This is a genomic window from Maricaulis sp. (genome assembly GCF_030149235.1).
Classification (GTDB): domain Bacteria; phylum Pseudomonadota; class Alphaproteobacteria; order Caulobacterales; family Maricaulaceae; genus Maricaulis.
Map to the genome: position 1 here is coordinate 32,562 of NZ_JASBRW010000056.1, position 24,846 is coordinate 57,407.

Here is a 24,846-nt window from a genome sequence, read left to right on the forward strand (position 1 = left end):
CGATCTCTATTTCTGGAACCAGTCATGGATACGTTTGGCCATGGCTTTGGACACGCCGTCAACCGCTTCCAGGTCCGCGAGAGCGGCATTGCGGACGGATTTGGCCGAGCCGAAATGCGCCAGCAGCGCTTTTTTCCGTGAGGGTCCGACGCCGGGAATGCCGTCGAGCGGATTGTCCGTGATGGCCTTCTTGCGCTTGGCCCGGTGCCCGCCGATAGCGAAGCGGTGCGCTTCGTCGCGAAGCCGTTGCAGGTAATACAGGACCGGGTCTTTTTGCGGCAGTTTGAACGGGGCCTGGCCGGGCAGGTAGAAGGCTTCGCGGCCGGCATCGCGCTCCGGACCCTTGGCGATCGCGGCGACCGGTATCTCGGCGACACCCAGCTCCTCCATCACCTCGAGCACGCTTGAAAGCTGGCCCTTGCCGCCATCGATCAGCACCAGATCGGGGACAGGGGCGCCGTCATCGCGTTCCCTGATCAAGCGCGAGAAGCGCCGCCGCAACATCGCCGCCATCATGGCGAAATCATCATTCGTCGCGGCATCATCGCCCTTCATGTTGAAACGGCGATAGTGATTCTTCTCAAAGCCTTCCGGACCGGCGACGATCATCGCGCCCAGCGCATTGGTGCCTTGGATGTGGGAGTTGTCATAGACTTCGATCCGCTGGGGCAGGTCATCCAGCTTGAAGACGCGCTGCACGCCGCTCAGCAGCTGGGCCTGGGTCACGCTTTCCGACAGCCGGCGGGCGAGGGCCTCGCGGGCATTGGTCTCGGTCTGGCTGACCAGCTTGCGCTTTTCGCCCCGCTGCGGGGCAAGCAGTTTGACCTTGCGGTCCGCACGCAGGCTGAGCGCTTCGGACAGCAGCGGCGCATCCTCGATTTCGTGCGACAGGAGAATCAAACCCGGTGCGGGCTTGTCGTCATAGAACTGCGCCATGAAAGCGGCGAGGACATCTGCCGGTTCAGCCTCTTCATCATGACGCGGGAAGAAGGACTGGTTGCCCCAGTTCTGGCCGGCACGAAAGAAGAAGACCTGGACGCAGGAGCGCCCGCCATCCTGAGCCACGGCGATGACATCGGCTTCTTCGACCCCGGTCGGGTTGATGCCCTGGTCTGTCGTCACCGCAGCAATGGCCCGGATCCGGTCGCGCAGGCGCGCGGCGCTCTCGAAGTCGAGATCATCCGATGCGGCCTGCATGCGCTGCTGCAGATCTGCGCGCAGCGCGTTGGACTTGCCGCGCAGGAAGGCGGTCGCCTGCGAGACCAGCTCGTCATAGGCGTCCGGCTTGACCAGGTCGACGCAGGGGCCAGCGCAACGCTTGATCTGATACAGCATGCAGGGGCGGGTGCGGCCTTCATAGACGCTGTCGGAGCAGGTCCGGATCATGAAGGCTTTCTGCAGCGTGTTGAGGGTGTGATTGACCGCGCCGACAGAAGCGAAGGGGCCGAAATAATCACCCTTGATCTTGCGCGCCCCGCGATGCTTGAGCAATTGCGGCGCCGCATGGTCCTTGCGGATCAGGATGTAGGGAAAGCTCTTATCGTCGCGCAGCAGGATGTTGAATCGCGGCTTCAGCGTCTTGATCAGATTGGCTTCGAGTAGCAGGGCTTCGGTTTCGGTTTCGGTGACGACGAATTCCATCGACCGCGTCAGCGCGATCATCAGCGCGATGCGGTTGGAGTGACCGCGGCCTGAGGCATAGTTGGAGACGCGGTTTTTCAGATTGCGCGCCTTGCCGACATAGAGCACCGCTCCATCTTCGCCGAACATGCGATAAACGCCCGGCCGGGACGGCAGGCGTTTGACGTATTCAGCGATGAGCTTGGGGCCCGTCAGCGATTGCGCCGGCGCGGCGGACGGGTCATCTATCGCAGACGAAGATTGTTTTGAGGGACTCATGGATCACAAGATCGCGCTGGTAACGGGCGGCGGCAAGCGCCTGGGTGCTAAAATCGCCACCGCGCTGGCCGAGGATGGCTGGCATGTCATCATCCACTACAATTCCTCCGGCACGGCCGCGCGTGCGGTCGAGGCGACGATCCAAGAGGCGGGCGGTTCGGCTTCAACGGCGCAGTTCGACCTGGGTGATGTTCACGGTGTGAGCGAGTTCGTGTCCTCTCTCAAGCGGGTCGATGCCCTGATCAATTCTGCGTCAATCTTCGAGATGGACCGGCCTGAAGACGTTACGCCGGACATGCTCGACGAGGCTATGCGGGTCAATCTCATGGCTCCGGTCTTGCTGGCCTCGGCCATGGCGGAAAAGCATAGCGCGCGTGCGTCCGGTTGCGTGATCAACATCCTCGATCAGAAACTCTTCAATCTGAACCCGGATTTCTTTTCCTACACCCTGTCCAAGCACGCCCTGCTGGGGGCGACGACGACCATGGCCATGGCCTTTGCGCCGCGTGTCCGGGTCAATGCTATCGCTCCGGGGATCACCTTGCCGTCGGGCGGTCAGAACCAGGAAGAATTCGAGCGCGCCCATCGCCTGAACCCGATGCAGGGGGGCTCCACGCCTGATGACATCATCCGCGCTGTGCGTTTCATCCTTGCGACCGATGCGATGACGGGCGAGACGATGATCATTGATGGCGGCCAGCATCTCGACGCCCGCAATGGTGACGTGATGTATGCGGCCGGCGTGCCGGAGGAAAAGGCATGAGACTCGACCAGGTCATCGAAAACGCCCTCGCCAACACGACCGGCGAGGATGTCTTCATCTACCGTCTCGAGGGCGTGAAAATGTCGATCGAAATCGGCATTCACGACTATGAGCGCGGTGTGCGCCAGCAAGTCCTGGTCGATGTCGTGACCGTCGTTTCCAAGAACTGGTCCGGTGCGGACGATATCGGCACCGTGGTCGATTACGACTACCTCCTGAACGGCATCAAGGCGCTGGAGGAGCGTCAGTTTGATCTGCAGGAAACCCTGTGTGGCGAGATTCTCGACATTGCCCTGAGCGCAGAGGCGGTCAGGGCGGCGCAGGTCACCACGCGCAAGACCGACGCCTACAAGGATGCCGAGGCGGTCGGTCTGACGCGCTTCCGGCGGAAGGGCTAGGTCTTAGCCGAGTACCGTCCGGGCTAGCACCGCAATATAGGTGACATAGCCGGCGAAAAGCAGGGCGCCGGTCAGGCGGTTGATCGGGTGTCGGACCAGAACAATGGCGGCGATGATCAGGCTGGCGCCCAGCATGACCCAGAGGTCCAGGCTGAAGAAGCTTTCCGGCATCGGCAGGGTCAGGCCAGCAGCGCCCGCCGCGAGACCTGTCGCGCCGCCCACGGCAAAGACGTTGAAGATATTCGAGCCGAGAATATTGCCAATCGCCAGATCAGCCTGACGACGCAGCGAAGCCATAACGACCGTAGCCAGTTCCGGCAGCGAGGTACCGAAAGCGAGAGCGGTAAGTCCGATAATCGACTCGTCCACATTCAGCGCGCGGGCCGCTTCCGTGCCACCTATGACGATCATCTGTGCCCCGACCGGCAAGGCGATCAGGCCACCGATGATGGCGATAAAGATCCCGCGCCAGGTTCCCGGAAGTCCGTCAATGCCATCGACATCGGTGAGTTCGGCCAAGGTCGGGTCATCGCTGTCGCTGCGGGCCAGAATGCCGAGAATGGCAACATAGAGCACGATGGTGATCGTTAGGATCGAGGCTTCCAGCATGTCGATCTGGCGGTCCCAGCCGACCACAATCAGGGCCACAGCCGCCGCGAGGGCGATCATGGCATTGCGGCGCAGGCCGGGAGTGGTGGTGTGGATCGTGCCGATGACAGCCGGAAGGCCGAGCACCAGCAGGAAGTTGGCGATGTTGGAGCCAACAATATTGCCAAGCGCCAGGCCCGGCGCGCCCATCAGGGCGGATTGTACGGAGACCACAAGTTCCGGCGCCGAAGTGCCGAAGGCGATAATGGTCAGGCCGACAAAGAGCGGCGGCAGTTTCCAGCGGCGAGCCAGGGCGGCACTGCCGCGGACGAGGAAGTCGCCCCCGAATAGGAGGACGACAATTCCACCGAGAATCAGGCCGATAAACTCAGGTGCCGACATCAAACTACTCGCCGCTGTGACGTTGAATTAATCGACGCGGCGGTATTCGATGAGATTGAGCAGAGCAAACACGGCAGCAACGCCACCAATAGCGTACAAAGCAAACATGGTATTTCCCCAACAGATATGGTTCGAGCGGGTACATAGCGCGGCTGGTGGCCGCTGGCCAGCGATGTTGGTGCCATGAACTGGCGTCAGCGGGTAGAACCCTATGTAAGACCACTGTTTCAGCTCTGGTGGCGCCTGCGTCGCGGCACCACGCTGGGGGTGCGCATTATCGCGGAAAACAAGGCCGGCGAGGTGGTCCTGGTGCGCCATACCTATATCGGCGGATGGCATTTACCCGGCGGTGGCGTCGAGACAGGCGAATCGGCGGCCCTTTCGGCGATGCGTGAACTGGAAGAGGAAGCCGGCCTACGGGCGATCACTCCGCTGCGATTGGTCGGCGTATTCTCCAACCATGCCGTGTTCAAGGGCGATCACATCCTGCTCTTCCACACCAGCGTGTTCGAGACCTGTGAGCCCGATAGTGTCGGTGAGATTGAGGAGACGGGATGGTTTGCGCCAGATGCCTTGCCACCGGACACATCGCCGGGCACGCAACGTCGCCTGGCCGAATACTACCGGGGCCGGAAGGTCTCAGAGGCGTGGTAATGCCCCGTCGCAGGGGGGCGAAAAGTTGCGGTGCGCCGGCCGATCAGCGTCCATGCGAGGGTAAAACTGACTGAAAGGCCGGCACACCGCGGGGCGCACGGTGATGTTCTATTCCGGTCTGCGTGAACCGTGCCTGACTGGCGTCGGCTCAGTTTTGCCGTGTTTGCCAGCCAATGGCGTGTTTTATTAGTCCTTTCTTTGTTGCGTTACGCCTAGACTGACACTGGGATCGATTCGCTGAGACGCATATGTCGGAACAAGGGCCAGACAGGATAGTCGAGCCGAGGCGGGGTGATGACAGCACCAGCTGGCAGGACGCCTCTGACTCGGAAACCTGGATTTCCCAGGTTTTGCCCGGGATTCTGGCGGTGGCCTTTGTTATCATCGTCGCCCTGGCGGTGGCGGCCGGTGAACGGGCTTTGATGAATTCGGCGCGCCAGACCAACGCCTCCACCCTGCAGTCGGTTCTGTCCAACACCATTCAACGCTTCGAAGCCTGGGCGGGGCACCAGGAAGATCATGCCAGTATCTGGCTCGATCATCCCGATCTGATTGCGACTATTCGCGGGCTTGAGGGCCTGGACAGCCCGGAGGCGCTGGCGGACGCGCAAATGCAGACGGATATCCGCATGCGCCTGGATACCCGCGTCGCTGAATATGGCTATCGCGGCTATGAGTTGGTTGACGCGGGTGGTCGCGTGTTGTCCGCCATGGAAATCGGACGCCTCGGCCAGCTAAGCGAGGCGCTGAACACCGCCGGGGCACAGCCCGACGGGATCCGCCTGACCGCCCCGCGTATTCTGGATGGGCCGGTTTCCGATCAATCGGGTGAAGAGCACAGTGAAATCAGTGTCATCGGTCTTGTGATTCCATTGCGCGAGCCGAGCGGTCTTGTCGGGTACCTGATCTTCGAGGTCGACCCGATGCGCGAATATACCTCGACTTTCCAAGTCGGCCGGACCGGTGTGTCCGGGGACACCTATGTTGTCAATCGTGACGGCCGCCTGCTCAGCAATTCGCGCTATGACGCGCAATTCGTCGAAGCCGGCCTGTTGTCGGAGGGACACCCCTCCATGCTTCACCTTGATGCCCGAGATCCGGGTATGACGCTGCGCTCGGTCTCTTCCAGCGTGCGTCCTTACAGCGAGTGGCCGCTGACTTATGCCGCTCGCGATGTGACCGCCGGCAATGCCGGGCAGAATCTTGACGGCTATCGCGATCCTCGCGGCGTTCTGGTCATGGGGGCCTGGCAGTGGAGCGATGAGCGCGATTTCGGTGTCATTACCGAGATCGAACTCTCCGAGGCGCTGGCCGGCGCCAGCCAGGCCCAGGCCGTGCTGCGCGTCTTTGCCGTTGCCATGGCCCTGTCCTTCATCCTACTCGCCGTTCTGTTCAGCGCGCACCGCAATATCAGCCGCCAGCGCGCCGCCGCCACCCATGAAGCGCGGCAGCGCCTGAGCCAGATCCTGATGTCGGCGGGCGAGGGTATTTACGGCATTGATGGTGATGGCAAGATCAGCTTCATCAATCGCAGTGCCTGCGAAATGCTCGGCTACAGCGAGGATGAGCTGGTTGGTCGCCCGGCGCACGCCACGATCCACCATTCGAATCGCGACGGATCAATCTATCCCCTTCAGGAGTGCCCGGTGCATACCGCCGGCGTGCCGATCATCGACAACGACAAGGAAGTCTTCTGGACCAAGAGTGGGCAGCCGATCCCGATCGAATATTCGACCACGGCCATCAAGACAGACGATGTGTCGGCCGGAGCCGTGGTGACTTTCCGGGATATCACCAAACGCCGCCAGGACGAGCAGGCCCTGCGCCGCTATGCCCAGGAGCTCAAGCGCTCGAATGCGGAGTTGCAGGAATTCGCCTATGCGGCTTCGCACGACCTGCAGGAGCCGTTGCGCAAGATCCAGGCCTTCGGTGATCGCCTGTCGAACAAGTATGGTGCAGAATTTGACGATACCGGCCGGCATTATCTCGAGCGTATGGTCGACGCGGCCGGGCGGATGCGGCAGTTGATCGATGATCTTCTCAGCTATTCGCGGGTCAATTCGAAGACGACGTCCTTCCTGCCGGTGGAACTGTCTGCCGTGGTCGCGGATGTGGTGTCTGATCTGGAACCGCGCATCGCCTCTGAGGGCGCCAAGATTCGGGTCGGGGAACTTCCGGCGATCGAGGCCGATCCCGGCCAGATGCACCAGCTTTTCATCAATCTGATCGCCAATGCGCTCAAATTCCGGCGGTCTGGTATTCAGCCCTCTATCTCTATTGAAGGCTCGGTGGAGGTCGGCGATGCCGGGGCGGTTGCGCGGATCGCCGTTGCCGACAACGGTATCGGCTTCGAACCGCGCCATGCCGAGCGCATTTTCGGCATGTTCGAACGGTTGCACGGGCGCGAGGAATATGACGGTACCGGGGTGGGGCTGGCCACTTGCCGCAAGATTGCCGAGCGCCATTCCGGCGAGCTGACCGCCTGGGGCGAGCCTGATGCCGGCGCCGTATTCACGCTGACCCTGCCGATCCGGCAAGGGGGTGGGATATGAGCGCGGACCGCAATCGCCCGAAACGTCCAACAGCAGGCGTGCAAGAACCGGGGTTTCGCGCCGATATGCTGATCGGCATTCTGCCGGTGATTGTGGCGGCTGGCGCTGTTATAGCCCTGGTCATGCCCGGGCTGCCGCCTGATGCGCGGGCGCTGGCTTCCTTGGCCGTGATTGCCGTGACGGGGGCGGGGCTAGGGTCGGCGCTGTATCTGACCAGCCGCCTGACCGAGGCTGAGCGTGAGCGCCGGCAAACGGCTGAACGCGTCGAGGAGCTGGGCCGGATCAATGAGGACCTGAAAGTTTTCGCCTCGGCGGCCTCGCATGACTTGCAGGAGCCGCTGCGCAAGGTTGAGAGCTTCGGCCAGCGCCTGACGGATCGCTATAATGATCAGCTGGGTGAAGACGGGCAGCATTATCTCGCACGCATGACTGACGCCGCCAGCCGGATGCGGCACCTTATCGATTCGCTGCTGGAGTTCTCCCGCGCCAGCCAGCGCGATATTCGCTTTGACACGGTCGATATGAACCAGCTTGTCGACTTCGTGCGCGATGCCCTGTCGGAACGGATCAAACGGTCCAAGGCGGTGATCACGGCCGAGGGTCTGCCTACCGTTTATGGGGATGCGGGCCAGATACGGATTGTGTTACAAAATCTTCTGGGTAATGCTTTGAAATACCAGCCGGCGGGCCAAGCGCCGGAAATCACGATCACGGCGGCAAAGGTCGAGCATGCCGGGAGGGCGTATGTGGAGATCTCCGTCGCCGATAATGGTATCGGCTTCGATCCGAAATATTCCGAGCGCATCTTCTCCATGTTCGAACGGCTGCATTCTCGCAGTGAATACGATGGTGCTGGGATTGGTCTCGCCACGTGTTTGAAAATTGCCCAGCGCCACAAGGGCTCGCTTCGCGCGAGCTCGCAGCCGGGGCAGGGCGCAACCTTCACCCTCGCTCTGCCGGCTCAGCGGTAAAGGTTGAAAAAAACCGGTGCGGGGGCTACGGGTTGGTGCAAGCAAAGAGGCGGGCATATGAGCACTGAAGACGCGCTTTTCACGATCTTGATGGTGGATGACGACCCGGATGATCGCCTCCTATTCAAAGAGGCGTGCGAGGAAGTTCGCCTAAAGAATCCGCTCGAATTCCTCGAGAATGGTGAGCAATTGCTCGATTATCTCAAGCGTCAGGGCAATTACGCTCATCTCAAGGGCGAGCCGTTTCCGGGCATTATCCTGCTCGATCTGAACATGCCGCTGAAGGATGGGCGTGAAGCGCTGGAGGAGGTCAAAGCCGACCCCGAACTGCGTGATATCCCGATCATCATTCTGACCACCTCGAAGAGCGAAGACGATATCCTGTCGAGTTATGGGCTGGGTGCATCCTCCTACATCGTCAAACCGATCTCGCTGGACCGGCTGATGCGTGTGATCAACTCGATCGGCGAATACTGGGTGCAGATCGTCGAAGCGCCGGGACAGTCGGACGCCGATCTGGAACCGATCGACTAGTCTGCCGTTTTCCCGCCGGATTCCCCTGCGAAGAGTATTGTCATGTGTCCGGCGTTTAGGCGGGCTATGAAGGATGCGGGGATAAAGGGAGCGGGGCCATGGGCCGTCTGACAGGAATTTCGGTGACGCTGTTTGTGTCCATGGTTCTGGCCATGTTCATGCTGGTTTCGCTCTGGTTCTACCTGCCGCAATGGCTCGGTTGGGTTCAGGACGGCGCCGACCTGATCGAGGACGCCATCGTCTCGATCCCGGTGCCGGAGCGCTACAACAATCTCGTTCGCATCTATGCCAGTGACGACAAGATCGTCCTGCTCCTGTTCACAATCATTGCCCGCATCATGCTCGGCATTATCGGCAATCTCTTCACCCGCTTCACCCAGCGCGATCGCTATCACGTCGCCGCGCCGGGCTTGATTTCCTCGACCGCCTCGATGATCTCGACACTGATGCTGTCTTTCGTCCTGGCGATCCTGATGCTGTCGACCCTGGCGCTGACCGCGGAGGGCGTGCTGCACGCCATGCTGGATGCGGCCGATTATGTTGAGGACATGCTGGCACAATTGCCGCTGCCGGGGCGTTGGACGGCAGGTATTCGCTACATCATCTCCGACGAGAAGATCCTGCTGCTGTTCTTCACCATTGTGGCGCGCCTGGGTATCGCCGTGGTCGCGACCAGCGTGAGTTCGGCCATGGGTGGCAACAAGCCCCGGATCGTCGCCCCAGCCTAGGCGCTGAGCGCCTCGACCAGATAGGGCAGGGAGACATCCATCCGGTAGTCGACCGAGGAATGGTTGTCGGGGAATTCCTCATAGACATGCTCGACGCCCAGGGCAGCGAGCTTGCGCGTCATGCGACGCGCGCCATAGACCAGATTGTACTGGTCGACATCGCCGCAATCGATATAGAGCGCCTTGAGCGGTTTCAGGCCCTCGCCATGCGTATCGGCCAGTTCCAGCGGATCCCAGCGTTTCCATTGTGCCCAGCGTTCGGGAATGATCTCGCACGTGTCCATCGTCACCGGCAGGCGGATGCCCAGATAGCTGTCCGGGTCGGGGTCATAGGTCGCCGCCATGGCCAGGATCATCAGCGCATGCAGGTCGTCACCTGACAGCTTCACGGCGTTTTCAAAGCTCTCGATAAAGCGCTCGATGGTGCCGCCGCCTTTGGCGATGCGGCGCAGCGTGTGCGGGAAATCGGGCGCGTAGCCGAGCTCGAAGCCCATATCGCCGGCATGACAGGCCGCGGCAGCCCAGAAGTCGGGATAAAGCAGGGCGTGGACCATGGAGCCATACCCGCCCGAGCTCTTGCCGAAGACACCGCGCTTGCCGTCTCCGCCGCAGCCGAATTGCTGCTCGATGGCTGGAACGCATTCCTCGATCAGGAAATCCGCCCAATTCCCCATGGCCGAGGAGTTGATGTACTGATTGCCGCCGAGCCGGGTGAAACAGTCCGGAAAGGCGATCACGCAGGGCGCCATCTTGCCGTCTGCGATCAGCCGGTCCGCACGTTCGGGGACATTCTCGCCGAAATTCTGCCAGTTCGTATGCTTGGGCCCACCGGCCGTGAACCCGACCAGGTCGACCAGGAGCGGCAAGTCCTTGCCGTCATGTCCAGCTGGCACATACACATCGACCCGGCGCTCGAGGCTGTCGCCCAGCATGTTGTTGGCGATGGCTCGGCTGGTAACGGTGATGGATGTGACGGTACCGGCAGGAATGTCATTGTTTCGGCGCATGGGAACCTCTCGCGATTTGCCGCCAGCCTAGTCATGCGACGGGGCGAGGCAAGCGCTTGAGATCAGCGCCAAGTCGGGTCAAGTTGCAGCATGAGCATTGCCAAGACTTACATCTCCGCTGACGCGCTTTTGCGCGACAGTTTCAGGCTGGGCGCCCAGGTCATGGAGCGCGGGTTCTCTCCCACCCATATTGTCGGCGTCTGGCGCGGCGGCGCGCCGGTCGGTATCGCGGTGCAGGAACTCCTCGAATACAAGGGGATCAAGACCGACCATATCGCCTTGAGGACCTCGTCCTACACCGGGATCGACCAGCAATCGCGCGAGGTGAAGGTTTATGGCGAGGGCTATCTGGTCGACACGCTCGACGCCAATGACCGGGTGCTGATCGTCGATGATGTGTTTGACAGCGGCCGGTCGATCAAGGCGATCCTGCGCGTGCTGAAGTCCAAACTGCGGCGCAATTATCCCATCGATACCCGTATCGCGACGGTCTATTACAAGCCGGCGCGCAACACGACGGAGCTGACCCCGGACTTCTATGTCCATGAATGCGATGACTGGCTCGTCTTCCCGCACGAGCTGTGCGGTCTCAGCCCGGAAGAGGTAGCGGCCAAGGGCGTCGCCGCGCCGCTGTCAGACACAGAATGAGCCTGGTCACCGAGGCCCAGATCCGTGGCATGGTGCTGGTTGCTGAGGGCCAGCTGGACGTTGAGCAGGCCGAGCTCTGGGCGGATATCCGCATCGAGCCGGAAGTCTGGTCACCCGCGGACGGAGCCGAACATGGCGTTGGGTTCTGGGTCATTGCCCGCCATGAAGGCGACCTGATCTGGTATGACAGCCTGGCTGAGGAGTTCCGTGCGGGCACCACTTTCGGCGAGCGGGTATTGCCGGAGCCGGTGTCCGGAGCGCGCACGCTGGCGGAATTGCTGGCGAAGGTCGCCTAGGCTTCGTCCAGCCCGATATCGAAATTCGGCGCTGAGTGGGTCAGGGCGCCCACGGATATGACATCCACCCCGGTCTCGGCGATGCCGCGCACCGTCTTCAGATTGACCCCGCCCGAGGCTTCCAGAATGACCTGGCCGTTGGTTTCGGCTACGGCGGCGCGCAGGTCCTCGAGCGAGAAATTGTCCAGCAGCACGCTTTCGGCACCGGCTTCGATCGCCGCCGGCAATTGATCCAGACGGTCCACCTCGACGGCAATACGGGTCATGTGCCCGGCATTGGATTTGGCGGCCTTCACCGCCTCCGCTACGCCGCCACAGACGGCGACATGATTATCCTTGATCAGGATGGCGTCATCGAGCCCGAAACGGTGCAGTGCTCCGCCTCCGGCCTGGACGGCTTGCAGTTCGAAGGCGCGCAGGCCGGGCGTGGTCTTTCGCGTATGAGCTATTCGGACACCCGTTCCCTCGACGGCGGCGACATAGCGCTGGGTGAAGCTGGCAATACCGCTCATCCGGCCCATGAAATTCAATGCGATACGCTCTGCTGAAAGGAGCGCCCGGGCCTTGCCGAGTACGCTGGCAATTACGTCGCCGGTTTCAACGGTTTCGCCGTCCTCGACCTGGGTTTTGACCAGGGCTTCGGGGTCCATTTGCCAGATCGCTTCCAGAGCTGGCTGCAGGCCACAGATGACGCCGTCCTCGCGCGCCTTGAAGAAGAATTTGGCGTTTGCCGTCACCGGAATACAGGCCAGCGCCGTGATATCGCCCCGGCCGCCCTGATCCTCGGCGAGGGCCCGGGTAACTGCGTCACGCAGGATGTGCGGCGGGATGGGATTGACGGTCATGGCGTGTCCTATTCAGCCGGGAGGGCGTTGGGGTGCTGGTTGGTTTGGGCAGATGTCAGCGCCGCGAGCGTCAGGCAGGTATGGCGCGCCTGCTTCTGTGTCTCCGGGAAATCGACACGGAAATGCCCGCCGCGGCTTTCTTCTCGCTGCAGCGCCCCTGTGACGATCAGACGGGCGGCCAGTAGGGTATCCGCATCGCCATAGCGGGTCTGCAATGCGTCGATCAGGGCGAGGAGTTCCCGCAGCCCACGCCCGGTCCGTTCGACACCGCAATGACGCGACATGGCCTGGCGCAGGCGGGTCAGGGCGAGCGGCGGCAGAGCAACCAATGGCGCGGCCGCATCACCAGGTGGGTCTGATACCGGCACGCGAGCAACGGTCAGCGCAGCCGCTTCGATGGCCTGAGCACAGCGCGCAGCGGCAACCAGGCCCTCGGCGAGCGAGTTCGACGCCAGCCGGTTGGCTCCATGCAGGCCGGACGAGGCGCATTCGCCAATCGCCCACAAGCCGGCAATCCTGGTGCGCCCATCAATGTCCGTCATGACACCGCCCATATGGTAGTGCGCCGTTGGCGCGACCGGGATGGGTTCACGGCGCGGATCGATCCCGGCTCGCCGGCATGCGGCGAAAACGGCCGGGAAACGGTCGGGGAAGCTGTCGCCAATGGCCTCGCAGCAATCCAGATAGGCGCCCTGACCGCTCGTATTCTGTCGATGAACAGCGCGGGCCACGACATCGCGCGGGGCCAGTTCCGCGTCGTCATGGACCGTCTTCATGAAACGCTTGCCGGACTTGTCGATCAACACCGCGCCGTCCCCGCGCAAGGCCTCTGTACACAACGGCGCAGGATCCAGATCAGCATTGAGGGCGGTCGGGTGGAACTGGATGAATTCCGGGTCCTGGATCCTGGCGCCGAGGCGGGCGGCCATCGCCATGGCCTGGCCCTGTGCACCGGCCGGCGTTGTCGTCAGGGCGAACAGGCCACCGGCTCCGCCCGTTGCGAGTACCGTCTGCGCGGCGTGGATCCGCTCGATCCGGCCGTCCCGAGCCTTGGCCGCGGCTCCGGTGCACCCGGAGGCGTCACCGAGCAGGCGGACCGCCTTCCAGCCTTCCTTGAGCTCGATATGATCCGCCTTCCGGACGGCCTCGATCAGTGTCGCCATGATCGCCGCGCCGGCGCCATCGCCCTTGACCCGGGCGACCCGGTGAGCGGAGTGGGCGGCCTCGCGCGACAGGGCCCAGTTGTCGCCTTCGCGCTCGAGCGGTGCACCGAGCGCAGCGAGTGCCTCGACCTCGGCTGCGGCGCCTGCGGCGATCGCCTCGGCCGCATCTGCATCGACCAGGCCGGCTCCTGCGCGAACCGTATCGGCGGCATGAAGCTCGGGGCTATCATTGTCGGCCAGCGCCGCGGATACCCCGCCCTGGGCCCAGGCCGAGGCCGCGCCCTGACCCAGCGGCGCGCCGGTGAGCAGCGTTACGGGCTTGGGTGCCAGTTTCAGGGCCGCCCAAAGCCCGGCAATGCCGGCGCCGATGATGAGTGTTCGATCAGCCATTGCGGCCCCGCTCCCGTGCCGCGGCGAAGTCGTCCAGCGCCTTGTTGAGGTCCTTGCAGACCTGGGCATGCTGGGCCCGGTTGAGCTTCATCGGAAAGAAGCTGATCTCGATCAGCCGGTCGCGTTCGGCGTCAGAAAACCGCCCAGCCAGATGCCGGCCCACGGCCTGGAACAGCAATGAACGGCGGATTTTCATCATGTCCTCGCCGTCAAACCGGTCGGCATGCAGCTCGAAACCGGCCAGGCTGGATGGGTCAATCGCGCGCAAGAGGGCGTTGACCTTGTCGTTATGGGCCACCGCGTCGGATGGTCCGTCCTGGAATTTGGCATTGGTGATCAGCAGGCTCAGTAGGTTCTGCCCGTCTTGGTCATCGCCAAAGTCATAGAGTTCGCGCCCATCCTGGCTGACGAGTTTCACACCGTCCTCCTAGACCGTGACGATATCCACGGGCTTTTCCTGGCATGCCGGGTCGAAACTGGCCGGAGCGGCCGGCTTGGGCAGATCCAGCATGGCTTGTACCGAGGCGCGGGCGCCTTCGATCACATCGGCATCGACATGCACTTCATGCTGCTCGAAGCGCAGGGCGTCGTAAATGTTTTCCAGCGTGATCTTCTTCATGTGCGGGCACAGATTGCACGGTCGGATGAACTCGATCTCGGGCACTTCCACGGCGACATTGTCGCTCATCGAGCATTCCGTCAGCAGTACGGCTTTCTTGGCGCCACTATTGCGGGCCCAGTCCGCCATGGCAGCGGTCGAGCCGGCGAAGTCGGCGGCCTGGACCACTTCCAGCGGGCTTTCCGGGTGGGTGATGATGACCACGCCCGGATGGGCATCGCGCAGGTCCTGAACGTCTTCCGTCGTGAACTGTTCGTGCACTTCGCAGCTGCCAGCCCAAGTCAGGATTTTCACATCCGTCTGGGCGGCGACGTTCTTTGCCAGATACTGGTCGGGCAGAAGAATGACGGTGTCGCTGTTGAGGCTCTTGACGACCTGCACGGCATTCGAGCTGGTGCAGCACATATCGCACTCGGCTTTCACATCGGCCGAGGTGTTGACGTAAGTCACGACCGGCACGCCCGGATAGGCCGCCTTGATGCGGCGAACATCCTCACCGGTGATCGAGCTTGCCAGCGAGCAGCCAGCTTCCATGTCGGGGATGAGGACGGTCTTTTCCGGCGCGAGAACCTTGGCGGTCTCGGCCATGAAGTGCACGCCGGCCTGGACGATGACATCGGCATCGCTTTCCGCGGCCATGCGTGCGAGGGCGAGGCTGTCACCCATCAGATCGCCGACACAATGGAAGATGTCCGCCGTCATGTAGTTGTGTGCGAGGATGACCGCGTTCTTTTCCGCCTTCAGCGTGTTGATGGCATGGATGAGCGCAGCCTTCTGCGGCCATTCCATCGGCGTGACGACATGTTTGACCCGCTCATAGAGGTGGTCCGTCGCCGCCTTGACCTCGTCGGTATAGGGCAGGAGATAGGGGTTGGAGGCCTGGGCGGTTTCCGCATTGGTGCTGGTCGGCGTGCCGTCCCAATTCAGACGATCCATCATATTACTCCCCAGTCTCGGCGACGTGATGTTTCCCGCGCCTTTATGCTCTAAATGAGCATTTACAAGATCCGATAAACGGCGGCTCGGATGAACCGCCTTATGCTCGAACTGAGCCTAATGACGGAACCGATATATGCTCAGTTTGAGCAAAGCGCAAGCGGGGATGTGGAAAAACCGGCCTGCAAGACCGGCTCGTGCCGCGGGGATTATTGGGAGATGCTGACGATCAGGCAGGCCAGCATGATCGCCGCGAAAGCGGCCCGCTTGGGCGGTGTCGTCGAAGGGGGCAGGCTCACCAGGGCGATGGTCGTAGACGCAGCGATCAGACCGGCCAGCCACCACAGGCCATTGATCGCTGAAATCAGGGCGATGCCGTAGGCGATAGCGATGCCAATGCTTGTGACGATGGTACGCAATTTCACCCCCCTGTTCGAGGGCCACCCTACGGCCAGGGGTAGTTTTAGTCCAGGCATTGATCCAGAGGTTGCGTCAGGCGTCCTTTAGCCGCGGCGTGGCCAGGCCCAGCGAGGGCAGGCCGGCGAGGGCTTCGCGGCGATAGCGGAACAGCTCCGCCGGTCGACCGCCGGTCTGGCTTTCGAACTTGCCCGTGCCCTCAACAAAGCCGGCCCGGTCGAGCGCGCGCCGGAAATTCTGCTTGTGCAGACGATAGCCGATAATGGCTTCGACGACATGCTGCAGGTCCGAAAGCGTGAAGCGGTCTTCCATCAGCTCGAACACGACCGGGCGGTATTTCACCTTGCCGCGCAGGCGGGAGAGGGCAGTTGCCAGAATCCGGCGATGATCCGAGGCCATCACCCGTCCGAGGCCGTCGCAGCCCGGATCGCGCTCGGCCTGGCCATCCCGCGCTGCCTCGGCGATCAGTCCGGCCTCGTAGAGGAGTTCAAACCGGTCCAGGACGCGTTCCTCATTCCAACTCGACCCGCCAAGGCCGAAGGTCTGCTTCAGCCGGTCGTGGCGCGCGGCGCGCCGGCCGGGCACCGCGGCCTCATCGGCCCAGGCCGACAGGCGGGGCAGGATTTCCTCGTCGATCATCGCCGGCTTGCCCGGGCGCCAGTCCTCCCAGGGAAAGTAGCTGTACCAGTCCTGCCAGATACCACCGCCATCGGGCGGGGTCTTGGTGTCCGGAGTAAGGGCGAGATAACCGACCGAGATGATGCGGGCATCGTCCGAGCCGCCCATGGCGGCGACCGGCGCCTCACGGCCGCGATCGCCGAAGGTGTAGAGCTGTTCGACATAGCCGAGCTGGAAGCGGGCCTGCTCGGCCACCCAGCGGCGCAGGCCGATCTCGAATGTGCGGTGTTCGTTCGGGTCAAACGGACCGAAGGGCAGGGCAACATCTCCGTCTTCCTGAGCCACGACCAGGACGCGCGGCCGGTCCGCATCCACGGACAGGATCACCGCGTTGAGACCGACGATAAGGCTGTTGTCGAGCGCTGCCATGGCTTCGCTTCTACCCTTTGGCCTCGACCTCGGCCAGTACCGTTTCAAACCGTTCCAGGAAGAGCAGCTGGGCTTGTTTCACCGGCAGGGGGCGAATGGCGATCTCCAGCCCGGCCGGCGGCCGGCCGAAGAAATTGACCGATTCCTCATGCGTGAAGCCGGCGATCTGGGTCGCTTCGAAATAGGCGCAGATCATGTCGGCGCGCTTGATCTTGCGCTTGTTTTCCTTGGACAGCTTGGGCGGCAGACCGAAGCGAAGATGCACGGCCGCTTCCAGCCGGTCTTCAAAGGCGCGGTAGTCCACGCCCAGAGCCGCTTTGAACGGGCTGATCATATCGCCGATGACGTATTCCGGTGCATCATGCAGCAGGGCGGCGAGGCGCAGTTTCGCATCAAGACCCGGATAGAGGCTGTCGAGAATCTGAAGAACCACAACGGAATGCTCGGCAACGGAGAAGGCGTGATCGCCCTTGGTCTGGCCGTTCCAGCGCGCCACACGGGCCAGGCCGTGCGCGATATCCTCGATTTCCACATCAAAGGGGGAAGGGTCGAGAAGGTCCAGGCGCCGGCCGGAAATCATGCGCTGCCAGGCGCGTGGGGCTTTCGACTTCGCGGCGTCTTTGGACATGCGGGACGTTTCCTCATCAAGCGGGCGCCGGGGTGTAGCAGAAGCGCTTTGACCTTGCCAACAGCCCTGCGCGTGTTTGACGCGCCGGAAGTGCTGGACGCGGCCGCCCGGGCAGGTTGATATGATGACAAACAAATGAGGGAGAAATCCATGTCCTTGACCCGTATCGTCATGCGCCTCGGCCGTAATCCGGATGCCGGCTACCCTGAGGGCGATGATAATCACGGCTATGTCGTTGTCGCACCGCTGGACAAGGACGGGCATCTCGATGTCGAGCTCTGGCGGGCCGAACGCGCCAAATGCACCGTTGACCGCTTCTCGCCCGATGAGGCTGAAAAGGCAGATGGCTGGCTGACCCATCGCGGCAGCCACTGGTTCTTCCATTATGACGAAGAACATGAAGGCCCGGATGAGCCGGTCTTCCGCCTCGGTGAGCATGTCATGCGTGTCGGCGAATACCTCACCATCCACGAAGCCGATGGCGATGATCTGACCTACAAGATCACCGAGGCGCAGCCGGTTTAGTGACTTGCCCCCTCCTCCGTCAGCGGGGGAGGGCGCTCACACCTATTCCTCAGCGACCAGCGCCAGCATCGACCGGTCCGGGCTCACGGCCAGGCGGGTGACGCCGTTATGGCCGGCGCCGGCGAGGTCGAAGATGGCCTGCCAGCTGCCCTCGCCATCGCGCCATACGATCTGGTCGCCATGGGTGGACAGGAAGTCGACCGTGTCATCAGGCGCGCCGATGGAAACGAAGTCCTGGCTGGTGCCGGGTAGATCGAACAGGGCCACGGCAGTGCCGCTGGCAAAATCGAGCGTATGCACCGTATGTGCGCCGGTTTCGGCATCCCCCACGGAGAAATAGGCCGCCTGGCCGCGGGGTGCGCGGAACAGGGTCCGGCCGGGATTTTCGGCAATCTGGGTGACGGTTTCCGGCTCGGTGGTGCGATCGATCAGCTGCAGGGTGAAGGGCCCTTCGCTGCCCGGCTCACCGAGATAGAAAACGGCGACATGGTTCATGTCCCCGGAAAAGACATAATAACCGGCCGGGGCGAGGTCATGGGCCAGCTCGCGTTCGGAATTGTCGAAACGGGCCAGCGTCGCATTGCCGGCATAGCCGCCTTCCGGCTGCAGCAGATAGGTCAGTCCCATGCCATTGGGCGCGATACGCGGCGAGTATTCGTTTTCCACCGGAGTGCGAGTGACCGGCTGGGTGTTGCCGGAAGCAATATCGAGGCGCCAGATATCGGTCTCACCGCTTACATTATCACCGGCGGTGTAGAGCAGGGCGGTGCCGTCGGGCGTGAAGAAGGGCTGGTTGTCATAGCCCGGCCGGTCGATCTGGGTGACGCGATCGCCCAGTGCCGGCGTACCGTCTTCCCATTCCAGCGTATAGATGAAGATGTCATTGCCCGGCATCGCCGGAGTCGCGTCCTCCGCGGCCTCTTCTGCCGCGGGCTGAGCCTCTTCAACGACGGCTTCCGGCGTGTCTGCGGGGGCGTCCTCGACCGCTTCCTGGTCTGGTGCGGAGCAGGCGGTGAGGGTGAGAAGGGCGATGCCGAAAGCCGGATATTTCATCGTATCTGTTCCTATCGTTTGCGCACGGCAGCAGCGCCGACGCCATAGCCCGCGCCGAAGGCGCACATCACGCCGTGTTCGCCCGAAGCCATGTCCTCGGAGTTCTGCTCGAAATTGATGACCACTGAAGACGAGGAGGTATTGCCGTATTCGTGCAGGATGCCCGGGGCGTTTTCCTCGGTGCGGTCGCGGCCGAGAATGCGTTTGGCGATCATGTCGACCATGCGGATATTGGCCTGGTGCAGCCAGGTCCGGCGCACATCGGCCGGTTCCAGCCCGATATCCTGCATCATCGTGCGGGCGACGGTCGGCGCGAAGCCGACCACGTCCTTGAAGACCTTGTGACCGTCCTGGTCGAGACCTGGCGCATAATCGGGCTGCACCGTGCGCTCGGCCGCGTTGATGAAGCCGAAATCAGAGCGCAGGGCGATGGAATACTTGTTCTGACAATGCGTGCCGACCACGTCCCAGCCGCCATCCTGGCCCTCATCGGCCTCGACGAGAATGGCGCTTGAGGCATCGCCGAAGATGAAGTGCACATCACGGCGCGAATGCACATTGATACAGGTCATGATTTCTGGCGAGCAGACCAGCATGCGCCTGGCCTGGCCGGACTGGATCATGCCATTGGCGATATGCAGGCCGTATAGGGCCGAGGCGCAGGCCATGGTCAGGTCAAAGGAAAACCCGTTCGAGCCGATCATCTCCTGGATCTCACAGGCCAGGCCCGGGAAATTACGCTGCTGGGCGGAGGAGGCGACGATGACGCCATCTACGTCCGCTCCGGAGACACCGGCCTTTTCCAGGGCCGGCGTGACTGCCTTCATGGCGAACTCGGCCTGAAAGGCGACCTCTTCGAAGGCGCGCGGCGCAATTTTTGGCGTCATCGTGTCGATATTGAGAATTCCCGACTTCTCAACGACATGACGGCGTTCGATGCCGGAGGCATTCTTGATAAAGTCGACACTCGACAAAAGCTGCTCGGCCATGTCGCCAGAGGCGATGGCGGCGGCATTGTCGGAATTGAAGCGCTCGGCCCAGGCATTATAGCTGGCAACGAGTTCCTCATTGGTAATAACGGCTTCCGGGATGTAATGCCCCGTCGACCGGATAATGCTTTTGCGCACGATTATTGGCCCGTTTCTTCCCTCGCCATTCAGCCTAGCCGATGATTTCGTCTAATCAATGCGGCGCTGCACCGTAAAACAAACGTGCATTCCCGGTTCCAGGCCGGGTTAATTCGCCCAAAACTTTCCGTATGAGCGTTATTCAGCGGAAAACTTCACCGACCCCCTTGACCTCCTGCTGCGCTGCACCAATCATTGTTGCGACGCAGCAATCGAGTCTGTCTCGAGGCGCTGCAGCGAGTTTTTAGCGTCGAAACCACTCCTCCCCGGTTGAAGACGTATAACTGGCCCGGCTGCTCAACCGCAGCCGGGCCATTTTTTCTGTCAGCCGAAAATTTTTGCGCGTCTGCACGGTTTTGAGGCAGGTTTGCACTAAATTCGAGCGCAATCGACCCTTCCGCACAATATCCGCGCAAATGCATGGACAGGCTGGCAGCCCTGTTCCTAGCTCTGCTGCGACGCAACATGCCAGTAGCGGATGTGGAGGAGATCGTCGTGGATAGCGGAAATAATGCCTGGGTGCTGACATCGACGGCTCTGGTCTTGATGATGACCCTGCCGGGCCTGGCGCTCTTCTATGCCGGTATGGTGCGGCGCATGAATGTACTTTCCACGATGATGCATAGCTTTGGCGCGGCGGCGGTTGGGACGGTGCTGTGGGCGCTGGTGGGCTATTCCCTGGCCTTCTCTGATGGCGGTCCGGTCAATGCCTTTGTTGGCGGGCTGTCCAATGCCGGCCTGGCGGGGATTGCGCCTGAGACGATGAATGGCGATCTGCCGGCCAATCTCTTCCTCATGTTCCAGCTCACCTTCGCCATTATCACCGTGGCGATCATCGCCGGTGCGGCGGTGGAGCGGATCCGGTTCTCGGCCTTCCTGATTTTCGCGGCCTTCTGGTTGATTCTGGTCTACGCCCCGGTGTGCCACTGGGTGTGGGGCGGTGGTTTCCTGGGAGATGCCGGCAAGCTCGATTTTGCTGGAGGCGCGGTGGTCCATATCAATGCCGGTGTCGCTGGCCTGGTCCTGGCCAAGGTGCTTGGTCCGCGGCGCGGCTGGCCGGGCGGGGCGCTGATCCCGGATAATCTCGTCCTCACCCTGATCGGTGCCGGCATGCTCTGGGTGGGCTGGTTCGGCTTTAATGGCGGCTCGGCCCTGGCGGCCGACGGGGCTGCGGCCCATGCCTTCGTCACGACCCAGATTGCAGCTGCGACCGCAGCGCTGACCTGGATGATCCTGGAATGGGCCCTGCGCGGCAAGGCCAGCGCGCTGGGCGCCGCGTCAGGCGCGGTCGCGGGCCTGGTGGCGATTACCCCGGCTGCCGGATTCGTGCCCGCCTGGGCAGCATTCATCATTGGTGCAGGCGGCGCGGCAGGGGCCTATTGGGGCGTGACGGGGCTGAAACGCCTGCTCAAGATTGATGACAGCCTCGATGCCTTCGGCTTGCACGGGGTCGGCGGATTTGTCGGGGCGGTGCTGACCGGTGTGTTCGCGGTCGAAGCGATCGGCGGAGCGGCCGGGGCGATTGAGGGCAATCTGCTGCAGGTCTGGACTCAGACCTGGGGCGCGCTCTCGGTGGCTGTTTACAGCGGTGCGGTGACCTTTATCATCCTGTTCGTGATGTCGAAATTCATGAGTCTGCGCGTCAGCGAGGAAGCTGAACGCAAGGGGCTCGACACCGAACTGCATGGGGAATCGGTCGGGAGCTAGGTCAGCACCCTGGCCGCCGGGGAGAAGCGCCTAGCGCTTCTCCAGGAAGATCGTTCCGGCCGAATAACCTGCACCGAAGGAGCAGATCAGGCCCTTATCGCCCGCCTCGAACCCGTCATGGTGACGGTGGAAGGCGACCAGCGAACCGGCGCCGGCAATATTGGCGAATTCGTCAAGCACGACCGGAGCCTCATGCGGCTCGAAATCGCGGTCATAGACCTTCTTGGCGATCATCATATTCATGTTGATATTCGCCTGGTGCAACCACATCCGCTTCATGTCGGCAGGCGAGAGCTTCATCTTGCCCAGCTCGGTCAGGATGAGCTCGATCACCATCGGGCAGACTTCCTTGAAGACCTTGCGGCCTTCCTGCACGAAATAGCGCTCCTCGAAGACCGGCTCGGGGTCTTCGGAGGCGTTCAGGAATCCGAAATTCGAGCGGATATTGTTGGAATACTGGGTCACCATCCGCGTGGAGAGGATGTTCCAGCCTTCATCACCGGCGACGTCTTCCGCCTCGATCAGGGCCGCCACGGCGACATCGCCGAAGATGAAATGGCTGTCGCGATCCCGGAAATTGAGCTGCGGCGTGGTGATTTCCGGGGTCACGACCAGAACCGATTTGGCCATCCCGGTCTTGATCATGTTGATGGCGGAGATCATGCCGAACGTGCCGGAGGAGCAGGCCACCGACATGTCATAGCCGAAGCCCTCAATGCCCAGCGCCTGCTGGATCTCGATGGCGATACACGGATAGGTGCGCTGCATCGACGTGGCCGAGCAGATCACGGCGTCGACATCCTTCGGGTCGCGGCCGGCATTGTCCAGCGCCTGCTTGGCTGCCGCGAGGCCGGCCTCGGCCATCAGCGAAATCTCTTCATTCGGTCGCGGCGCAACGCGTGGGCGCATGCGCTCCACATCAAGCACGCCAGCCTTGTCGACCGTATAGCGCGACTTGATGCCAGAGGCCTTTTCGATGAAGGCGGTCGAGGAGGCGTTGAGCGGCTCAACGACACCGCGCTCAATGGCGTCGGCGTTTTCGGCGTTGTGCTTTTCGACATAGGCGTTGAAGCATTCGACCAGCTCATCATTGCTGACCGTTTCTTCCGGATGCCAAAGTCCGGTCGACCGGATCACTGCATTCATACGCCTTACTCCCTCGGTTTGGGCTGGCGGGAAATTAGTGGCATTGGCCTTGAACGTCACCCGGTCAGCTGCGTTTGGCGGCCCGGGATCGAAAAAGCAGGACGGCTAGTGCTCGACCCGGTGGCGCGGCTGGACCCGGTCGGAGCCATCCTCGCCCTCGCAGATCCATTCGCCCGGCGCCGTCGCATCATGCGGTCCGGCCGGCTCACAAACCGCAGCGCCCATCTCGGCGGCGGTGGGCGTGTCGAAGGTCGAGCAGGCGGTCATGGCCAGACCGTTCACCGCGATCGCCAGTCCTGTCAAAAGCGTGCGCATATCGTCTCCTCGCTGACCCAGCCCGGCTAGCGAACGAAGGCTTGCACGGCTTGGTGACGTGGACAAGTGATCTCATGGTCATTGACCAGGCCGACCGCCTCCATGAAGGCATAGACGATCACTGGCCCGACGAATTTGAAGCCGCGCTTTTTCAGGTCCTTGGAGATCTGGGCGCTGAGCGGGGTGTTGGTTGGGATATCCTTGAGGCGCTTGTATTCGTTCTGGATTGGCGTGCCGTCGACGAAGTCCCAGAGATAGTCGGAAAAATCGAGACCCTGATCGCGCATCTCCAGATAGGCGCGGGCATTGCCGATGGCGGCATCGATTTTGGTCCCGGAGCGGATAATGCCGGGATTGCCCAGCAGCTCGGTCTTCTTGGCCTCGTCATAGCGGGCAATCAGCTCCGGTTCGAACCCGTCAAAGGCGTCGCGCAGGGTGTCGCGCTTGCGCAGGATGGTGATCCAGGCGAGGCCGGCCTGGAAGCCGTCCAGCATCAGCTTTTCCCACAGGGCCTGCGCGTCGTATTCAGGCACACCCCATTCGGTGTCGTGATAATGGGCGTAGAGGTCGTCGCCGGGCGTCACCCAGGCGCAGCGGTGTTCGGTCATGTCCGTCCGATCAGACTTTTTGTGGCGCCGGTTCCGGCTTGAGTGCGTCGGGCAAGTCGATACGCACTTCGGTCTCGCCGACCATGAGGATTTCTTCCGCCGTTTCCAAGCGGTCGAGACGGACCCTGCCGACAGCGTTATGTCCGGAGGCTGCGCTGATCTCGCCGATCGTGGATGATCCTGCAGTGATCGATGCTCCGGTTTCAATCGGGCCGTCAGCGAGAACCGCGAGCGAGCGCTTGCGGATCGTACCGCGCCGCTTCATGCGTGACACGACCTCCTGGCCAATGAAACAGCCCTTGGTCCAGCCGACGCCGTCATAGGCATCAAGATTGACGTCGGTGGGGAAGACCTCGGCTTCGCCGTAATCGCGACCAAAAGCGGGCACGCCCTGGGTGATCTCGACCTCGTCGAGCGAGCGGGTTTCGATGTCTGTCACCGGCAGGATGGCACGATAGACCCCGGTCAGGCGCGGATCTGTGGCGGCTTCGGCGAACGGGGCCTCGCTCCAGACCGCCATCAGCGTTTCATCCAGCGCAATCGCCACGTCGGCTTTCAGCTTGTACATCGTCAGGCGCTTCTTCAGGGCTTCCGCCGCGCTTTCATGCACGTCCAGCCAGAGCCCGTTCTCGCGACCGAAAATCATGAAGTCGGAGATGATCTTGCCCTGCGGCGTCAACAGCGCGCCGGGCCGGCACTGGCCGGGTGCCAGCGTGTCGACATCGGCGGTGATGACGCGCTGCAGCAGCGAACGGGCATCCGGGCCGGTCAGTGTGATTATGGAACGGGCGGGCAGGCGGAAGTGAGTTTCGGTCATGACATCGCATATGCCATTGCCTTGATGGCTGGCCAAGAGGGCCGGTGCGGGTTATGCCCCGCT

At 62.2% G+C, this 24,846-nt stretch carries 27 protein-coding genes; 11 read left to right on the top strand and 16 right to left on the bottom strand.

All coding sequences use genetic code 11. The annotated features are described in order from the left end of the window. Positions 1 to 6: 6 nt before the first annotated feature. Complete coding sequence (uvrC, locus tag Q1V51_RS08195; protein WP_300555187.1) at positions 7 to 1,899, bottom strand: excinuclease ABC subunit UvrC; 1,893 nt, start codon at positions 1,897 to 1,899, stop codon at positions 7 to 9. Here uvrC and Q1V51_RS08200 point away from each other — a divergent pair. Both Q1V51_RS08200 and Q1V51_RS08205 read left to right on the top strand, forming a co-directional pair. After that, positions 1,898 to 2,662, top strand: a complete 765-nt coding sequence (locus Q1V51_RS08200) for an SDR family oxidoreductase (protein ID WP_300555189.1) — start codon at positions 1,898 to 1,900, stop codon at positions 2,660 to 2,662. The genes uvrC and Q1V51_RS08200 overlap by 2 nt on opposite strands. Next, on the top strand, positions 2,659 to 3,060 hold the full coding sequence (locus Q1V51_RS08205; protein ID WP_300555192.1) for a dihydroneopterin aldolase: 402 nt from the start codon (positions 2,659 to 2,661) through the stop codon (positions 3,058 to 3,060). The genes Q1V51_RS08200 and Q1V51_RS08205 overlap by 4 nt, the downstream gene beginning before the upstream one ends. A 3-nt stretch (positions 3,061 to 3,063) precedes the next feature. Here the strand turns inward: Q1V51_RS08205 and Q1V51_RS08210 are convergent, their stop codons facing one another. Beyond that, complete coding sequence (locus Q1V51_RS08210) at positions 3,064 to 4,050, bottom strand: calcium/sodium antiporter (protein ID WP_300555194.1); 987 nt, start codon at positions 4,048 to 4,050, stop codon at positions 3,064 to 3,066. A 183-nt stretch (positions 4,051 to 4,233) separates the two neighbouring features. On the opposite strand from Q1V51_RS08210, the gene Q1V51_RS08215 reads away from it, so the two are divergent. The 5 genes from Q1V51_RS08215 (at position 4,234) to Q1V51_RS08235 (ending at position 9,489) form a co-directional block, all read left to right on the top strand. Beyond that, on the top strand, positions 4,234 to 4,704 hold the full coding sequence (locus Q1V51_RS08215; protein WP_300555197.1) for an NUDIX domain-containing protein: 471 nt from the start codon (positions 4,234 to 4,236) through the stop codon (positions 4,702 to 4,704). Positions 4,705 to 4,952: 248 nt separating this feature from the next. Further along, complete coding sequence (locus Q1V51_RS08220) at positions 4,953 to 7,256, top strand: ATP-binding protein (RefSeq protein ID WP_300555200.1); 2,304 nt, start codon at positions 4,953 to 4,955, stop codon at positions 7,254 to 7,256. Continuing rightward, positions 7,253 to 8,227 (top strand): ATP-binding protein, encoded by a 975-nt coding sequence (locus tag Q1V51_RS08225; protein ID WP_300555203.1) that lies wholly within the window; start codon positions 7,253 to 7,255, stop codon positions 8,225 to 8,227. Before Q1V51_RS08220 ends, Q1V51_RS08225 begins: the two co-directional genes overlap by 4 nt. A gap of 57 nt (positions 8,228 to 8,284) precedes the next feature. Then, on the top strand, positions 8,285 to 8,761 hold the full coding sequence (locus Q1V51_RS08230; RefSeq protein WP_300555207.1) for a response regulator: 477 nt from the start codon (positions 8,285 to 8,287) through the stop codon (positions 8,759 to 8,761). Positions 8,762 to 8,859: 98 nt separating this feature from the next. Further along, entirely contained in the window at positions 8,860 to 9,489 is a 630-nt protein-coding gene (locus Q1V51_RS08235; protein WP_300555209.1) for a hypothetical protein, read from the top strand. Here Q1V51_RS08235 and Q1V51_RS08240 read toward each other — a convergent pair. Next, positions 9,486 to 10,496: an alpha/beta hydrolase-fold protein gene (locus Q1V51_RS08240; RefSeq protein ID WP_300555211.1), complete on the bottom strand. Its 1,011-nt coding sequence runs from the start codon at positions 10,494 to 10,496 to the stop codon at positions 9,486 to 9,488. The genes Q1V51_RS08235 and Q1V51_RS08240 overlap by 4 nt on opposite strands. 90 nt (positions 10,497 to 10,586) lie before the next feature. Between Q1V51_RS08240 and Q1V51_RS08245 the strand changes: the two genes are divergently transcribed. Further along, the gene (locus Q1V51_RS08245; RefSeq protein WP_300555213.1) at positions 10,587 to 11,144 is read left to right on the top strand and encodes a phosphoribosyltransferase family protein; all 558 of its coding nucleotides are present in this window, start codon (positions 10,587 to 10,589) and stop codon (positions 11,142 to 11,144) included. Continuing rightward, positions 11,141 to 11,440 carry a hypothetical protein gene (locus Q1V51_RS08250; protein ID WP_300555216.1) on the top strand — a complete coding sequence of 100 codons (300 nt, stop codon included), beginning with the start codon at positions 11,141 to 11,143 and terminating at the stop codon, positions 11,438 to 11,440. Before Q1V51_RS08245 ends, Q1V51_RS08250 begins: the two co-directional genes overlap by 4 nt. Here the strand turns inward: Q1V51_RS08250 and nadC are convergent. The 7 genes from nadC to Q1V51_RS08285 form a co-directional block, all read right to left on the bottom strand. Next, the gene (gene nadC, locus Q1V51_RS08255) at positions 11,437 to 12,285 is read right to left on the bottom strand and encodes a carboxylating nicotinate-nucleotide diphosphorylase (protein WP_300555218.1); all 849 of its coding nucleotides are present in this window, start codon (positions 12,283 to 12,285) and stop codon (positions 11,437 to 11,439) included. The two genes, Q1V51_RS08250 and nadC, sit on opposite strands and share 4 nt — an antisense overlap. Before the next feature lie 8 nt (positions 12,286 to 12,293). Then, positions 12,294 to 13,838 (bottom strand): L-aspartate oxidase, encoded by a 1,545-nt coding sequence (locus Q1V51_RS08260; RefSeq protein WP_300555221.1) that lies wholly within the window; start codon positions 13,836 to 13,838, stop codon positions 12,294 to 12,296. Then, positions 13,831 to 14,256 carry a hypothetical protein gene (locus tag Q1V51_RS08265; protein ID WP_300555224.1) on the bottom strand — a complete coding sequence of 142 codons (426 nt, stop codon included), beginning with the start codon at positions 14,254 to 14,256 and terminating at the stop codon, positions 13,831 to 13,833. Before Q1V51_RS08265 ends, Q1V51_RS08260 begins: the two co-directional genes overlap by 8 nt. Positions 14,257 to 14,265: 9 nt before the next feature. Further along, a complete protein-coding gene (gene nadA, locus Q1V51_RS08270; protein WP_366522722.1) occupies positions 14,266 to 15,393 on the bottom strand; it encodes a quinolinate synthase NadA in 1,128 nt (375 codons plus the stop codon). A 209-nt stretch (positions 15,394 to 15,602) separates the two neighbouring features. Further along, the gene (locus tag Q1V51_RS08275; RefSeq protein WP_300555228.1) at positions 15,603 to 15,812 is read right to left on the bottom strand and encodes a hypothetical protein; all 210 of its coding nucleotides are present in this window, start codon (positions 15,810 to 15,812) and stop codon (positions 15,603 to 15,605) included. A 73-nt stretch (positions 15,813 to 15,885) separates the two neighbouring features. Further along, complete coding sequence (locus tag Q1V51_RS08280) at positions 15,886 to 16,857, bottom strand: NAD regulator (RefSeq protein ID WP_300555230.1); 972 nt, start codon at positions 16,855 to 16,857, stop codon at positions 15,886 to 15,888. Between the two features lie 10 nt (positions 16,858 to 16,867). After that, positions 16,868 to 17,485, bottom strand: a complete 618-nt coding sequence (locus Q1V51_RS08285) for an HD family hydrolase (RefSeq protein ID WP_300555232.1) — start codon at positions 17,483 to 17,485, stop codon at positions 16,868 to 16,870. Between the two features lie 150 nt (positions 17,486 to 17,635). On the opposite strand from Q1V51_RS08285, the gene Q1V51_RS08290 reads away from it, so the two are divergent. Beyond that, positions 17,636 to 18,010 (top strand): hypothetical protein, encoded by a 375-nt coding sequence (locus tag Q1V51_RS08290; RefSeq protein ID WP_300532612.1) that lies wholly within the window; start codon positions 17,636 to 17,638, stop codon positions 18,008 to 18,010. A gap of 42 nt (positions 18,011 to 18,052) precedes the next feature. Here the strand turns inward: Q1V51_RS08290 and Q1V51_RS08295 are convergent, their stop codons facing one another. Next, entirely contained in the window at positions 18,053 to 19,063 is a 1,011-nt protein-coding gene (locus Q1V51_RS08295; protein ID WP_300555234.1) for a hypothetical protein, read from the bottom strand. A gap of 11 nt (positions 19,064 to 19,074) precedes the next feature. Next, positions 19,075 to 20,190 carry a beta-ketoacyl-ACP synthase III gene (locus Q1V51_RS08300; RefSeq protein ID WP_300555237.1) on the bottom strand — a complete coding sequence of 372 codons (1,116 nt, stop codon included), beginning with the start codon at positions 20,188 to 20,190 and terminating at the stop codon, positions 19,075 to 19,077. 495 nt (positions 20,191 to 20,685) lie between these two features. Here Q1V51_RS08300 and Q1V51_RS08305 point away from each other — a divergent pair, with 495 nt between their 5' ends. Then, positions 20,686 to 21,897 (top strand): ammonium transporter, encoded by a 1,212-nt coding sequence (locus Q1V51_RS08305; RefSeq protein WP_300555240.1) that lies wholly within the window; start codon positions 20,686 to 20,688, stop codon positions 21,895 to 21,897. Between the two features lie 30 nt (positions 21,898 to 21,927). On the opposite strand, the gene Q1V51_RS08310 is transcribed toward Q1V51_RS08305, so the two are convergent. The 4 genes from Q1V51_RS08310 to Q1V51_RS08325 form a co-directional block, all read right to left on the bottom strand. Beyond that, entirely contained in the window at positions 21,928 to 23,043 is a 1,116-nt protein-coding gene (locus Q1V51_RS08310) for a beta-ketoacyl-ACP synthase III (RefSeq protein ID WP_300555243.1), read from the bottom strand. A gap of 105 nt (positions 23,044 to 23,148) precedes the next feature. Continuing rightward, positions 23,149 to 23,358: a hypothetical protein gene (locus Q1V51_RS08315; RefSeq protein WP_300555246.1), complete on the bottom strand. Its 210-nt coding sequence runs from the start codon at positions 23,356 to 23,358 to the stop codon at positions 23,149 to 23,151. 26 nt (positions 23,359 to 23,384) lie between these two features. Then, on the bottom strand, positions 23,385 to 23,966 hold the full coding sequence (locus tag Q1V51_RS08320; RefSeq protein WP_300555249.1) for a DNA-3-methyladenine glycosylase I: 582 nt from the start codon (positions 23,964 to 23,966) through the stop codon (positions 23,385 to 23,387). A 10-nt stretch (positions 23,967 to 23,976) separates the two neighbouring features. Next, entirely contained in the window at positions 23,977 to 24,783 is an 807-nt protein-coding gene (locus Q1V51_RS08325; RefSeq protein ID WP_300555251.1) for a hypothetical protein, read from the bottom strand. Positions 24,784 to 24,846: the final 63 nt, after the last annotated feature.